The following is a 13,498-nucleotide window of genomic DNA, read 5'->3' on the forward strand; positions in this document are numbered from 1 at the left end:
GGGCGCACGGGGTCATGATTCACGTTATCGCCTTCTATCTCTTCGCGGTCATGACGATCGCGTCCGGCGCCATCACCATCCTGTCGCGCAACCCGGTGCACTCGGTGCTCTGGCTTATCCTGGCGTTCTTCAACGCCGCGGGCCTGATGATCCTGGTCGGCGCCGAGTTCATCGCGATGCTGCTGGTCATCGTCTATGTCGGCGCCGTCGCGGTGCTCTTCCTGTTCGTCGTCATGATGCTCGACATCGACTTCGCCGAACTGCGGGCCGGGTTCGTAAAGAACTTCCCGCTGGGCATGCTGGTGGCGATCGTGCTGCTGGCCGAAATGGTGCTCGGCATCGGTGCCTACAAGACCGGCGCGCTGCAGCTCGGCGCGCCCGACGGTACCGCCGCGCAGCCTGCCGGTACCAGCAACATCGAGGCGATCGGTGCGCTGCTCTACAGCCGCTACCTGTTCCTCTTCGAAGCGGCCGGGCTCATCCTGCTGGTTGCCATGATCGGCGCCATCGTGCTGACCCACCGCCAGCGTGGCGATACGCGCGGCCAGAAGATCAGCAAGCAGATTTCCCGCCGCCCCGATGAGGCGACCGTCAACGTCAAGCCCGAAGTCGGCAAGGGGGTATCGCTGTGATCCTTCGACAAGCTCAGGATGAGCGGACCTTCTCGGAGATGCGCGCATGATAGGTATCGAACACTATGTCGTGGTGAGCTCGATCCTCTTCGTGCTCGGCGTCCTCGGCATCTTCCTCAACCGCAAGAACGTGATCGTGATCCTGATGGCGATCGAACTCATCCTGCTTGCGGTGAACATCAACCTCGTCGCTTTCAGCGCCTTCCTGCACGACCTGACCGGACAGATCTTCGCGATGTTCGTGTTGACGGTGGCGGCCGGCGAGGCCGCAGTGGGGCTTGCAATCCTCGTGATCTACTTCCGTGGCCGCGGCACCATCGCCGTCGACGACGTCAACCGGATGAAGGGATAAGGCCTTGCAGTCCATCCTGCTCATCGTCTTCCTGCCCCTGCTGGCAGCGATCATCGCCGGGCTCGGCAACAAGCAGCTCGGCAATGTTCCGGCCAAGGTCATCACGACCGGCGCGCTGTTCATTGCCTGCGGCCTGTCCTGGCCGATCTTCATTCAGTTCCTGAATGGCACCGCCGAGGCGACTGTCGTTCCGGTGCTGAAGTGGGTCGCCTCCGGCTCGCTGACGTTCGACTGGGCTTTGCGCGTCGACACGCTGACCGCGGTCATGCTCGTCGTCGTCACATCGGTCTCGGCGCTCGTGCACCTCTATTCGTGGGGCTACATGGACGAGGAGCCGGATCAGCCGCGCTTCTTCGCCTACCTCTCGCTGTTCACCTTCGCCATGCTCATGCTGGTGACGGCGGACAACCTGGTGCAGATGTTCTTCGGTTGGGAAGGCGTGGGCCTTGCCTCGTACCTCCTGATCGGCTTCTGGTTCCGCAAGCCGTCGGCCAGCGCCGCCGCGATCAAGGCCTTCGTGGTCAACCGCGTGGGCGACCTCGGCTTCATGCTCGGCATCTTCGGCACGTTCCTGGTGTTCGGCACGGTCTCGATCCCTGAGATCCTTGCCGCGGCGCCGGGCATGGCCGGTTCGACCATCGGCTTCCTCGGCTATCGTTTCGACACGATGACGGTGCTGTGCCTGCTGCTGTTCGTCGGCGCCATGGGCAAGTCGGCGCAGCTCGGCCTGCACACCTGGCTTCCCGACGCGATGGAAGGCCCGACCCCGGTCTCGGCCCTGATCCACGCCGCGACCATGGTTACCGCAGGCGTCTTCATGGTCTGCCGCCTCTCGCCGATGTTCGAGACGAGCCCGACGGCGATGGCCTTCATCACCTTCATCGGTGCCGCCACCTGCTTCTTCGCCGCGACGATCGGCTGCACGCAGTGGGACATCAAGCGCGTGATCGCGTACTCGACCTGCTCGCAGCTCGGCTACATGTTCTTCGCGGCGGGTGTGGGCGCGTTCGGTTCGGCCATGTTCCACCTCTTCACGCACGCCTTCTTCAAGGCGCTGCTGTTCCTCGGTGCCGGCTCGGTCATCCATGCGATGCACCACGAGCAGGACATGCGTTTCTACGGCAACCTGCGTAAGCACATTCCGATTACCTTCTGGGCGATGACTGCCGGCACGCTCGCCATCACCGGCGTCGGCGTGTTCGGCGTGGGCTTCGCGGGCTTCCACTCGAAGGACTCGATCCTCGAGGCGGCTTACGCGAGCGGCACCTCGATGGGCAGCTTCGCCTTCTGGATGGGCATCATCGCGGCGCTGATGACGAGCTTCTATTCCTGGCGTCTCGTGTTCCTGACCTTCTTCGGTCAGGCGCGCTGGGGCGGCTCGGAGCACATCCAGCACGCGGTGCATCACCATCATGAGGATCTGTCGGACGAGGACGGCGATGCGGACCACGTGCACGGCAGCCACGGTCATGACGCACATGGCGACGGTACCGCCGGCTATCACCCGCACGAGAGCCCGTGGGTCATGCTGGTCCCGCTGGTGGTCCTTTCGATGGGCGCCGTCTTCGCCGGTTACATTTTCCAGCACGCCTTCGTGTCCGACGGCATGGGCGAGTTCTGGAAGGGCGCGCTGGTGTTCCACGAGCACCTGATCCACGCGATGCACGGGATTCCCGAGTTGATGAAGTGGATGCCCTTCATCGTCATGAGCATCGGTCTGGTGATCGCCTGGTACGGCTACATCAAGAATACCAGCTTCCCGGCGGCCGTCGCCGAGCAGCTCGGGCCGGTCTACACCTTCGTTTACCGCAAGTGGATGTTCGACGAACTGTACCACTACATGTTCGTGGTCCCCGCTTTCTGGATCGGGAAGGTGTTCTGGAAGGTGCTCGACATCGGCGTCATCGACCGCTTCGGTCCCGACGGCGCCGCCTGGGCCGTGGCCAAGGGTTCGACTTACGCGCAGAGGGTCCAGTCGGGCTATCTGTACAGCTATGCTCTTATCATGCTGCTGGGCCTTGTCGGCGCCATCAGCTGGGTGATCGCGGGATAAGATGATGAGTGGTTTTCCGATCCTCAGCGTGATGATGCTGGTGCCGCTTGCGGCGGGACTGGCATGTCTCTTCCTCGACGCGAAAGCGGCACGCAATCTTGCCCTCGTGGCGACGCTGGTCGACTTCGCGCTGGGCGTGGTGCTCTGGCTGAACTTCGATGTCGGCGGTGCGCAGTGGCAGTTCACCGAACGCATGGAGCTGTTCTCGGGCTTTTCCTATGCGCTCGGCATCGACGGCATTGCCCTGCTGCTGATCGTCCTGACCGTCTTCCTCATGCCGATCTGCATCGGCGCGAGCTGGAAGTCGATCGACAAGCGCGTCGGCGAATACATGGGCGCGTTCCTGATCATGGAAACGCTGATGATCGGCGTGTTCTGCGCGCAGGACATCTTCCTGTTCTACATGTTCTTCGAAGCCGGCCTGATCCCGATGTACCTGATCATCGGCATCTGGGGCGGACAGGACCGTATCTACGCGGCTTACAAGTTTTTCCTCTACACGCTGCTCGGCTCGGTGCTGATGCTGGTGGCGATGCTCTACATGGTCAACGTCGCCGGCACGACCGACGTGCCGACGCTGATGGCCTATGACTTCGATCCCTCGGTCCAGACCTGGCTGTGGCTTGCCTTCTTCGCCAGCTTCGCGGTGAAGATGCCGATGTGGCCGGTCCACACCTGGCTTCCGGCCGCCCACGTTCAGGCGCCGACCGCCGGCTCGGTCATTCTGGCGGGCGTGCTGCTGAAGATGGGTGGTTACGGCTTCATCCGCTTCTCGCTGCCGATGTTCCCCGAAGCCTCGGCCGAGTTCGCGCCGCTGATCTGGGGCCTGTCGATGGCGGCCGTCGTGATCACCTCGCTGATCGCGCTGGTCCAGGAAGACATGAAGAAGCTGATCGCCTATTCCTCGGTCGCCCATATGGGCATCGTGACGATCGGCCTGTTCGCCTTCAACATCCAGGGCCTCGAAGGCTCGATGATGGTCATGCTGAGCCATGGTCTGGTGGCCGGCGCGCTGTTCCTGTGCGTGGGCATAATCTACGACCGCCTGCATACCCGTGAGATCGACCGTTACGGCGGCCTTGCGATCAACATGCCGCGTTACGCACTGTTCTTCCTGCTCTTCACGATGGCCTCGATCGGCCTTCCGGGCACCAGCGGTTTCGTCGGCGAGTTCCTGAGCCTCGCGGGCATCTATGAGGTCTCGACGTGGACCGCGCTAATCTGCGCCACCGGCATCATCCTGGGCGCGGCCTACATGCTCTATCTCTACCGCCGGGTCGCCTTCGGTGACCAGAAGAACGCTGATGCCGCGGCCATGGCCGACCTCGACGCCCGTGAATACCTGATGGTCATTCCGCTGGCGCTCGCGGTGCTGTGGATGGGTGTCTATCCCGAAAGCTTCCTTGCACCGATGCGCTCCGACATCGCCGCGCTGGAGGCCCGGATCGCCCGTGCGGCGCCGGAAGGGGACAGCAAGGTGGCCATGGGGGCCGCCACGAGCAAAGAACAGCCTGCGCACGAAGAAGCTGCGCATGAGGGGGCACACTGATGGACTGGTCGCAGTCGCTGCGCCTGATCGCGCCGGAAGAAACGCTGAGCATCGCAGGCCTCGTCCTGCTCCTCGTGGCCGCCTGGGGCGGTGACAAGGCGAGCCGGCTGATCTCGATTCTCTCCGTAGCCGCACTGGTGGCCGCCAGTGCTCTCGTCGCGCCCGCGCTGTGCAGCGGGGCCATGGGACCGGATACCTCGGCGTTCTTCGGGCAGTTCTATGCCGATGCCTTCGCCAGCTACGCCAAGATCCTGATCTATCTCTCGGCGGCCGTGACGCTGGTGATAGCGCCCGCGTTCTTCGACCGCTTCAACGCGATGCGCGCGGAATTTCCCATTCTGGTGGTTCTGGCCGCGCTCGGCATGGGTATCATGGTCTCCGCCGGCGATCTGCTGACACTCTACATCGGCCTCGAGATGAACTCGCTCGCCGCCTACGTGCTTGCCGCATTCCTGCGCAACGACGGCCGTTCGGCGGAAGCGGGCCTCAAGTACTTCGTGCTGGGCGCGCTGGCCTCGGGCATCCTGCTGTTCGGCATGAGCCTGACTTACGGCTTTGCCGGGACCACCTCGTTCGCCGGCATCAACGCCGCCGTCAGCGGCGGCCTCTCGAACGGCGCGCTGTTCGGCATCGTGTTCATGCTGGCGGGCCTTGCCTTCAAGATCAGCGCCGTGCCGTTCCACATGTGGACGCCCGACGTCTACGAGGGTGCGCCCACCCCGGTGACGACCTTCTTCGCCACCGCGCCCAAGGTCGCCGCGATGGGGCTCACCATGCGTGTCATGCTCGATGCCTTCGGGGATCAGGCCGCGGCGTGGCAGCAGATCGTGCTGTTCGTTTCGCTTGCCTCGATCGTCGTCGGTGCGCTTGGCGCCATCGGCCAGACCAACATCAAGCGACTGATGGCCTATTCGTCGATCAACAACGTCGGCTTCATCCTCGTCGGTCTGGCAGTGGCCACGCCCGAAGGCGCCTCGGCCATGCTGTTCTACCTCGCGATCTACATCGCGATGTCGCTCGGCGGCTTTGCCGCGATCCTCATGCTCAAGGACGAGGATGGCAACTACGTCGAGGAAATCGCCAAGCTCGCTGGGCTTTCACGCACGCGTCCGGCGCTCGCGCTGGGCTTGGCGATGGTGATGTTCAGCCTTGCCGGTATTCCGCCGCTGTTCGGTTTCTGGGGCAAGTTCCTGGTCTTCAAGGCTGCGGTCGACGGCGGCATGATCGCGCTGGCGGCGCTGGGCTTCGCGGCCTCGGTGATCGGCGCGTTCTACTACCTCAAGGTCGTGAAGATCATCTATTTCGACGAACCCGCCGACGTGGTGAAGGGTGAGAGCGACATCTGGCACAAGCTGATCCTCGTGGTCTGCTGTGTGTTCATCTCGCCGCTCGGCTTCCTGCTCACGAAGTGGCTCGGCGGCCTTACCGACACGGCCGTCGCCGCGCTGTTCCACGCGCTTTGATCCGGATCGTCGAAGAGACCGGTTCCACAAACGCGGACTTGGCGGCCCGGCTTTCGGGCAGGGAATACCTGCCCGAGGGCGAGTGGCTTGTCGCTGACCGGCAGACCGCGGGCAGGGGGCGCCTCGGGCGCGTCTGGAACGACGGTGCCGGAAATTTCATGGGCTCTACCGTCGTGCGCCCAGGCCCGGGCGATCCGCCAGCGTCCACGCTCGCGCTCATGGCCGGGCTGGCTGTGCACGAGGCCGTGGCGAAATTCCTGCCCTACAGCGCGCAGCTCTGGCTCAAGTGGCCGAACGACCTGCTGCTCGATGGCGCCAAGGTCGCGGGCATTCTGCTGGAAATGACCGGCGGCGTGGTGATCGTCGGGATCGGCGTGAACCTCGTCGCCGCGCCCGAGGTGCCCGGACGGAAGATTGCCGCGCTGGCCGACTACGCGCCGCCGCCCGGCCGCGATGTCTTCGCCGAGACGCTGGCGGCTGAATTCGCTGTCGAGCGGCAACGCTGGCGCACAGCCGGCCTTGCCCCGCTCCTGCGGCGCTGGCAGAGTGCCGCACATCCCATGGGAACCCGGTTGACCGTGCTCCCTCCGGGAGAGGAAGCGCTTGAAGGCAGCTATGCCGGGCTTTCGGAGGATGGCAATCTCCTGCTCGGCCTGGCGGACGGAACGCTGCGCACGATCCATGCTGGTGACGTCCTGCTCGCAAGTGCCCCGCATTGAGGAAACCGAAGATCCATGCTGCTCGCCATTGACGCCGGCAATACCAATGTCGTTTTCGCCCTGCTCGACGGACGCGCGATCAAGGGGCGCTGGCGCATTGCCACCGATCCTCGCAGAACCGGCGACGAATACGCCGTCTGGCTGATGCAGCTGCTGTCGATACGGGGCGTGGAAGCCAAGGTGATCGACCAGATCATCATCTCCACGGTGGTGCCGCGCGCTCTGCACAACCTGGAGGTCCTGTGCCGGCACTATTTCCATGTCGAGCCGCTGGTGGCCGGGGTAGGCAAGGCGGACTACGCGATCGACATCGACGTCGATGAACCGCGCTCGCTCGGCGCGGACCGCGCGGTCAACGCCATCGCGGCACACGCCAAGCACGGCGGCGATGTCATTGTCGTCGATTTCGGCACGGCGACGACGTTCGATGTGGTCGACTTCCACGGCGCCTACAAGGGCGGCATCATCGCGCCGGGCATCAACCTCTCGCTCGATGCCCTGGTGGGCAACACCGCGAAGTTGCCGCGCATCGCCGTGGAGATTCCCAAGACCACCAGCGTCGTCGGCCGCAATACCGAAGACCAGATGCTGATCGGCGTGTTCTGGGGCTATGTGGCGATGATGGAAGGGCTGATCGCCCGCATCCGTGCCGAAATCGGACGTCCGGCCAAGGTGATCGCGACCGGCGGGCTCGCCGTGCTGTTCGATGAGGCGACCGATATTTTCGACGCGGTCGATGCCGACCTCACGATCGAAGGTCTGGCAATTCTGGCCGAAAGGGCTGCTTCCAAGTGATTCCGGGTAAAGAACTGGTTTTTTGCGCGCTCGGCGGTTCGGGCGAGATCGGCATGAACGTCAATCTCTACGGCTGTCAGGGCAAGTGGCTGATGGTCGACCTGGGCATGACCTTCGGCATGAACGAGTACCCGGGCATCGATCTGGTCTTCGCCGATCTCGAATTCATCGAGAACGAGCGCGAGAACCTGCTGGGCATCGTCCTTACCCATGCGCATGAGGATCATATCGGCGCGGTGCCCTATTTTGCCGAGGATCTCGACGTTCCGATCTATGCTACCCCGTTCACGGCCAGGCTGGTGGCGGCCAAGCTTGAGGAGGCGGGGATTCTCGACGAAGTCGAACTGATCGTGGTAGAGGATCTCGAACAGTTCCAGATCGGCCCTTTCGGCGTGCGCTACGTGCCGCTTGCCCACTCGATCGCCGAGGGCAATGCGCTGGTGATCGAAACGCCCTATGGCCGCATCTTCCACACCGGCGACTGGAAGCTGGACGATGCGCCGCAGATCGGCACGCCCGCCACGGCCGAGGAACTGACCGCCATCGGTGACGAGGGCGTGCTGGCGTTGGTCTGCGATTCCACGAATGTCTTCAACGACAAGGCTTCGGGCTCCGAAGGCGAGGTCTATGAAGGCCTGCTGGCCGAAGTGCAGCGCCACAAGGGCAAGCGCGTCCTGGTGACGACGTTTGCCTCCAATGTCGCCCGCCTGCAGACGCTGGGCGATGTGGCCCGCAAGACCGGGCGCAGGCTTTGCGTGGCGGGCCGTTCGCTGGACCGCATCATCCGCACCGGGCAGGCCTGCGGCTACCTCAGAAACCTGCCCGAACCGATCGACGTGGAAGAGGCGATGGACCTGCCGCGCGACGAAGTGCTGATCGTCGCGACCGGCGGTCAGGGCGAGCCGCGTGCGGCACTGGCGCGAATTTCCGAAGGCAGTCACCCGATCAAGCTGGAAAAGGGCGATGTCGTGTTGTTCTCCAGCCGCCAGATCCCGGGCAACGAGATTTCCATCGGGCGCATCCAGAACCGGCTTGCCGACGCGGGCGTGGAAATCGTGACCGACCGGCAGAGCATGATCCACGTCTCGGGGCACCCGGGGCGTCCCGAACTGGAAGCGCTCTATGGCTGGATCCGCCCGCAAATCCTGATGCCGGTCCACGGCGAGATCCGGCACATGAAGGAACAGGTCCGCCTTGGCCTGTCCTGTGGCATCCCCAGGGCCGTGTTCCAGAAGAACGGCGACCTCGTCCGGCTTGCGCCCGATCACCCGGGCAAGTTCGGCGAAGTGCGGGCAGGGCGCCTCGTGCTCGACGGTGACATCATTGCCCCGTCCGACGGCGAGGCGATGGTGATGCGCCGCCGCATTGCCTATAACGGCGTGGTTTCGGTCGCGGCCGACCGCAAGGGCCACGTCCAGGTCGCCGCCATGGGGCTGCCGCTCGACGAGGACTACGCGGATTTTGTCGAGGAAGCCCGCCGCGACGTCGCCGCTGCGCTGGGCAAGGCGAAGAAGGCCGACCACGAAGTCCGCGTCGAGGCAGCCCGCCTTGCCGCCCGTCGGGCCGCGACGCGCTGGTCGGGCAAGAAGCCGCAGGTCCAGGTCCTGTTGCTGGAGGATTGACGGGCATGCAGATGCAATGGTTCTCGATCCTGGCGATCTACGGTCTGTTCTGGGTGCTGAGCGCCTTCCTCGTCATGCCGTTCGGTTTGCGCACGCCCGACGAATCCGGCGACAAGGTCCAGGAGGGGCATGCCGACAGCGCGCCGGTGAACTTCCGCCCGCGCAAGATCCTGCTGCGGGCGACCCTGCTCGCGGCGGTGCTGTTCGTTGTCTACTACGAGAACTACGTGAACGGGTGGATCACGCTGCATGATCTCAACTTCTTCGGAGACCCGCCGGTGAAGGATCTGGGCTACTGACTGCCCGGCGGCGCGGGGGAATTTCCCTCGGGCCGCCCGCTTCCCTTTCCATCCCGATCTCATTATACAACATAACTGTCGAAAAAATGACAGGAGAGGTTGCGTGGACGTTTCGGGCAAGGTCGTGCTGGTCACTGGTGGTGGCGGCGGGATTGGTGCGGGAATAGCGGAGGCCTTTGCCGAAAAGGGCGCCAAAGTCGCTGTGACGGACATCAGCCTCGATTACGCGCAGGCCGAGGCTACGCGGATCGGCACGGGCGTGATCGCGCTGCAGCAGGATGTCACGTCCCCCGAAAGCTGGGCGCAGGTGAAAACGGCGGTCGAGGAGCGGCTCGGTCCGGTCGATGTCGTGTGCAACAACGCGGGAATCTCCCTTCCGTTCAAGCCGATGGAGGAAGTCTCGCTTGAGGAATTCGACCGGGTGATGGCGGTCAACGTCCGGGGTGTCTTCCTGGGATGCAACACCTTCATCCCGGACATGAAGGCGCGCGGCAGCGGACATATCGTCAACACCTCATCCGTGAACGGGCAGCTGCCGCACCAGACCTTCGCCATCTATTCGGCGAGCAAGTTCGCCGTTTCCGCACTGTCCGAGGCGATCCGCGACGAGCTGGCGCCGTTCGGTGTCGGCGTATCCATCCTCTACCCGGGCCTGACGCGCAGCCGCATGTCGGAAGGGCAGATACCGGGCTTGCCGGAAGAGGCGCGCAAGGCGCTTTCGGCGATGATGATGGAGCCGGTGTGGCTTGGCCGCGCCGTCGTGCGCGCGGTGGAAGGCAACCAGCTCCACATCGTCTCGCACCCGGATCACCTGCCGGCGCTCAAGGTACGGATGGACGCTCTCTACGCGGCCTTCGGCGAGCCGGCCCAGCCGGGCTACGTCGCCGCGCGCATGCCGACAGCCTAGATCACCCCCGCAGGCGTTCGATGCCCTGCGCCAGCGCCACGTAGAGCTTGCCGATATCGGAGGAGAGCAGCGTTACGCCCAGTGCATTGCCGTCGCGGGTGGAGAGAATCTGGCGCAGCACCGCTTCGAAATCGTGGATGTAGCGGCTCACGTGCTCGCGGAAGGCGTCGTCGCGTTCGAAGAGCTGCTGGATGGCCTTGGTTTCGCTGCTGTCCAGCAGACTGACGGCGCGGCGCGTGAAGATGCCGCGGTCGCCACGCAGGTAGGCGGCCCATGCCGTGTCGGATACGTCGGTCGACAGAGCGCCGGCGATGTCGATGGAATTGGAATTGAGCGATTCCGTGAGCAGCGCGACGCGGCGGGTGAAGTCGTTGTCGACCTGTTCCTCGGCGCGTTCGCGGGCTTGGGCGATCCTGTTTTCGAGGTTGCCGACCAGTTCGTCGATCCTGGCGAGCTGGTCGCGCATCTGCACGCCCGCCTCGCGGGTCACGCCGGTCGCGTGGGAGACCGCCTGTTCGAGCTGGCCCGATACTTCGGCGACCTTGCCGCGCATGGCCTTTTCGATGGCTTGGCCGCTTTCGTCGCTCAGGCTCTGCGCGACCGCGGCGATGCGTGCGGCGCTGTCTGTTTCGATGGCCTCGACGGTCTCCACCAGCGTCGTGCGCAGGGCGCCGATCGCGGCGGTGAGCTCGTCGCGGGCCTTGCCGGTCAGGCGCTGGGTGGTTTCGTCGATTTCGGCGAGGGTCGCTTGCAGTCCGGCAAGCTGGGCTGCATGGGTCTCGCCGCCGCTGGCGACGGTCGACTGGGCATCGGCGAGCCTTGTTACCAGCGCTTCGAGACTGGCGCCCGACCGCTCGATGCCCGAGGCAATGTTATCACCGCTCTCGGCTGATTGCTGCAGGAGTGTGAGCAGGGCGGAAACGGCACTTTCGAGGCGGTGCACGCGATCTTCCGAGATCGACAACGCCTCTGGGAGCGCGCTGTGCGTGTTCTTCGCGCTCGCCTGGATCAGTTCGAGCAGGCGGACCGAATCGTCGGTGAGCTTCTCGACATCCCCGTCGGTTGCGGCAAGCGTGGCGCGGGCCGCCGTCAGGCGTTCGGTCAGCGCTTCAAGCCTGCTGGTGAGGTAGGCTTCGGCCTCGCCGCTTTGCGCCGCAATCTCGGTCAGGCGGGCTTCGAATTCGCCCAGTTCCGCCGTAACCGCGCTGGCATGCTCGCTCAGCGCCGTGGCCTGCTGGCGATGGCGTTCGAGCCGTTCGGCGATCGTTCCGTCGAGTTCGCCCAGCATGTGCTCGATGCGGGCAATGGCGTGGCGTTCGTGTTCGACCTGCCGGGCGTTACGCTCTTCGGCCTCGATTGCCAGCCTTTCCCCCCGTTCGGACAGTGCCTCGTCCATGCGCAGCGCCTCGGCGTCCAGCGTGGCGAGGCGTCCGGCAAGCGCGTCGAGTGCGGTCTGCTGGGCCGTGGAGATGCTCTCGGCGGCTGCCGACTGCTCATTGCGCAAGGTCGCCAGCGAGGCCCTGAGGGTATCGACGATACCTTGCTGGTTTTCGGTCAGGCTCGCGGCGGTGGCGGATTGCTCTTCGCGCAGGGCATCCAGCGAGGCGCCGAGTGCATCGACCACGCGCTGCTGGGCCTGGGTGACGACTTCGGCGGCGGAGGATTGCTCGGCGCGCAGGGTTTCGAGCGACGCCTTGAGAGAGTCGACCACACCCCGCTGCGTCTGCGCCAGGTTGTGAGCCGCAGAGGATTGCTCGGTACGCAGCGTTTCCAGCGCGCCCCTGAGGGTATCGACGACGCCCTGCTGGGTCTGTGCCAGATTGTCGGCGGCGGAGGACTGCTCGTCGCGCAACACTTCGAGCGACGCCTTGAGCGCATCGAACACGCCCCGCTGCGCCTCGACGATGCGTGCCGTGGTGGCTTCCTGTTCCGCGTTCAGGGTTTCCAGCGATTCCCGGAGCGCTTCGCCGGCGCGGACTTCCGCATCGCGCAGGGCCCTCGAGACCACGTCGCTCTCGTCGCGCAGCGAACCAAGGCGCGCGCGCAGCGAGGTGAGGCTTTCCGCCTCATGCTGGTCGAGCTGCTTGCGCGTTGAATCGATTTCGTCGGCGAGCGCGGCGGCGCGGGTCCGGATCGCGGCCAGGGCGTCGACTTCGTGCTTGTCGAGCTGGGTGCGGAATTCCTCGCCGCGCTCGGCCAGGGCCGCGAAACGCTCGTCGGCGACGGTATCGAACCGTTCGCTTTCGGCACGGAATTCTGTGAGCGTGACGGCAACGAGGTTACGCAGCGTTTCGACCTGCCGCTCGCTGGCGACGCCAAATTCGTTGAGCTTGTTGAAGCCCTGGATCATGTCTTCGAGCTGGACATGCGCGGTGCGACCGGCATTGGCGATGTTGTTGGTGACGTCCTTCGCCGAGCTTGCGATCACCGGAAGCTGACTGCGCAGCTTTTCCATGTTCTCCAGCGCCGCGGTGCTGACAGTGCTGATCGAATCGACGCGCGCACCGTTGTCGCGCACGAGATCCTGAAGCTGTTGTGCGTTTTTCGACAGGCGCTCGGCGGCAAGGCGCCCCAGCGTTTCCAGATCGCGCGACTGGGCGGCGATGAATTCGCGGGCGAGGCTGAGTTCGCGGTTCACCGTCGTCAGGCGCTGTTCGAGGAGGGCGGACTCGGTCGAAAGCGTGCGCGCGACGTCGCCGAAGCGCTTGCCCTCGCGCGCGCTGTGGCGCAGCGCCAGAAGCCAGACGAGGCCGATCAGCAGCACCGGTACGCACCACTGCATGACGAGCCCCGGCACTTCGGCCAGCGGCACGCCAGCCGTCAGGCCGGGCAGGTTGGCGAAGACGAACAGCGCGCTCCAGCCGGCCACGGCGAGCCCGGCAATGGCCGGGGCGATCCATGCCCGCGAACGCGAGAGGTCCTCGCCTTCTTCGCCGACCGCCCAGGCGTCATCCCAGCTCTCGTGCGACTCGGTGTCGGCGGTTTCGGTACCGGCGCCTGGCGCCTCTGCAGTCAGTGCCGCGGCTTCGTGTTCGCCGTCTGACCCATCGCCTCCATTCGCGCCGAACGCGATGATCCTGTTTTCCCCAGCCATTCCGGCAGAATAC

At 64.8% G+C, this 13,498-nt stretch carries 11 protein-coding genes; 10 read left to right on the forward strand and 1 reads right to left on the reverse strand.

Annotation, left to right across the window (positions count from 1 at the left end):
* Positions 1-14 precede the first annotated feature (14 nt).
* The 10 genes from NZK81_RS08050 (at position 15) to NZK81_RS08095 (ending at position 10,391) form a co-directional block, all read left to right on the forward strand.
* Positions 15-632 carry an NADH-quinone oxidoreductase subunit J gene (locus tag NZK81_RS08050; RefSeq protein WP_260045599.1) on the forward strand — a complete coding sequence of 206 codons (618 nt, stop codon included), beginning with the start codon at positions 15-17 and terminating at the stop codon, positions 630-632.
* Between the two features lie 46 nt (positions 633-678).
* Positions 679-984 carry an NADH-quinone oxidoreductase subunit NuoK gene (gene nuoK / locus NZK81_RS08055; protein ID WP_243918437.1) on the forward strand — a complete coding sequence of 102 codons (306 nt, stop codon included), beginning with the start codon at positions 679-681 and terminating at the stop codon, positions 982-984.
* Between the two features lie 4 nt (positions 985-988).
* On the forward strand, positions 989-3,037 hold the full coding sequence (gene nuoL, locus NZK81_RS08060; protein ID WP_260045600.1) for an NADH-quinone oxidoreductase subunit L: 2,049 nt from the start codon (positions 989-991) through the stop codon (positions 3,035-3,037).
* Between the two features lie 4 nt (positions 3,038-3,041).
* Complete coding sequence (locus tag NZK81_RS08065; protein WP_260045601.1) at positions 3,042-4,586, forward strand: NADH-quinone oxidoreductase subunit M; 1,545 nt, start codon at positions 3,042-3,044, stop codon at positions 4,584-4,586.
* The gene (gene nuoN, locus NZK81_RS08070; RefSeq protein WP_260045602.1) at positions 4,586-6,049 is read left to right on the forward strand and encodes an NADH-quinone oxidoreductase subunit NuoN; all 1,464 of its coding nucleotides are present in this window, start codon (positions 4,586-4,588) and stop codon (positions 6,047-6,049) included. Before NZK81_RS08065 ends, nuoN begins: the two co-directional genes overlap by 1 nt.
* Positions 6,046-6,768 (forward strand): biotin--[acetyl-CoA-carboxylase] ligase, encoded by a 723-nt coding sequence (locus NZK81_RS08075; RefSeq protein WP_260045603.1) that lies wholly within the window; start codon positions 6,046-6,048, stop codon positions 6,766-6,768. Before nuoN ends, NZK81_RS08075 begins: the two co-directional genes overlap by 4 nt.
* A 15-nt stretch (positions 6,769-6,783) precedes the next feature.
* Entirely contained in the window at positions 6,784-7,563 is a 780-nt protein-coding gene (locus tag NZK81_RS08080; protein WP_260045604.1) for a type III pantothenate kinase, read from the forward strand.
* Positions 7,560-9,185, forward strand: a complete 1,626-nt coding sequence (locus tag NZK81_RS08085) for a ribonuclease J (RefSeq protein WP_260045605.1) — start codon at positions 7,560-7,562, stop codon at positions 9,183-9,185. The genes NZK81_RS08080 and NZK81_RS08085 overlap by 4 nt, the downstream gene beginning before the upstream one ends.
* Positions 9,186-9,196: 11 nt before the next feature.
* Positions 9,197-9,484 (forward strand): DUF1467 family protein, encoded by a 288-nt coding sequence (locus NZK81_RS08090; protein WP_260045717.1) that lies wholly within the window; start codon positions 9,197-9,199, stop codon positions 9,482-9,484.
* Positions 9,485-9,587: 103 nt separating this feature from the next.
* Positions 9,588-10,391 carry an SDR family oxidoreductase gene (locus NZK81_RS08095; RefSeq protein ID WP_260045606.1) on the forward strand — a complete coding sequence of 268 codons (804 nt, stop codon included), beginning with the start codon at positions 9,588-9,590 and terminating at the stop codon, positions 10,389-10,391.
* A gap of 1 nt (position 10,392) precedes the next feature.
* Here the strand turns inward: NZK81_RS08095 and NZK81_RS08100 are convergent, their stop codons facing one another.
* A complete protein-coding gene (locus NZK81_RS08100) occupies positions 10,393-13,485 on the reverse strand; it encodes a coiled-coil domain-containing protein (protein WP_260045607.1) in 3,093 nt (1,030 codons plus the stop codon).
* Between the last annotated feature and the right edge of the window lie 13 nt (positions 13,486-13,498).

This window comes from Novosphingobium mangrovisedimenti (genome assembly GCF_025153475.1).
Classification (GTDB): domain Bacteria; phylum Pseudomonadota; class Alphaproteobacteria; order Sphingomonadales; family Sphingomonadaceae; genus Novosphingobium; species Novosphingobium mangrovi_A.

Excerpts from the sequence above, each read along its gene's own strand:
- NZK81_RS08050 (WP_260045599.1), top strand. The coding sequence starts at position 15 with ATGATTCACGTTATCGCCTTCTATCTCTTCGCGGTCATGACGATCGCG.
- nuoK (WP_243918437.1), top strand. The coding sequence starts at position 679 with ATGATAGGTATCGAACACTATGTCGTGGTGAGCTCGATCCTCTTCGTG.
- NZK81_RS08065 (WP_260045601.1), top strand. The coding sequence starts at position 3,042 with ATGAGTGGTTTTCCGATCCTCAGCGTGATGATGCTGGTGCCGCTTGCG.
- nuoN (WP_260045602.1), top strand. The coding sequence starts at position 4,586 with ATGGACTGGTCGCAGTCGCTGCGCCTGATCGCGCCGGAAGAAACGCTG.
- NZK81_RS08080 (WP_260045604.1), top strand. The coding sequence starts at position 6,784 with ATGCTGCTCGCCATTGACGCCGGCAATACCAATGTCGTTTTCGCCCTG.
- NZK81_RS08090 (WP_260045717.1), top strand. The coding sequence starts at position 9,197 with ATGCAATGGTTCTCGATCCTGGCGATCTACGGTCTGTTCTGGGTGCTG.
- NZK81_RS08100 (WP_260045607.1), bottom strand. The coding sequence starts at position 13,485 with ATGGCTGGGGAAAACAGGATCATCGCGTTCGGCGCGAATGGAGGCGAT.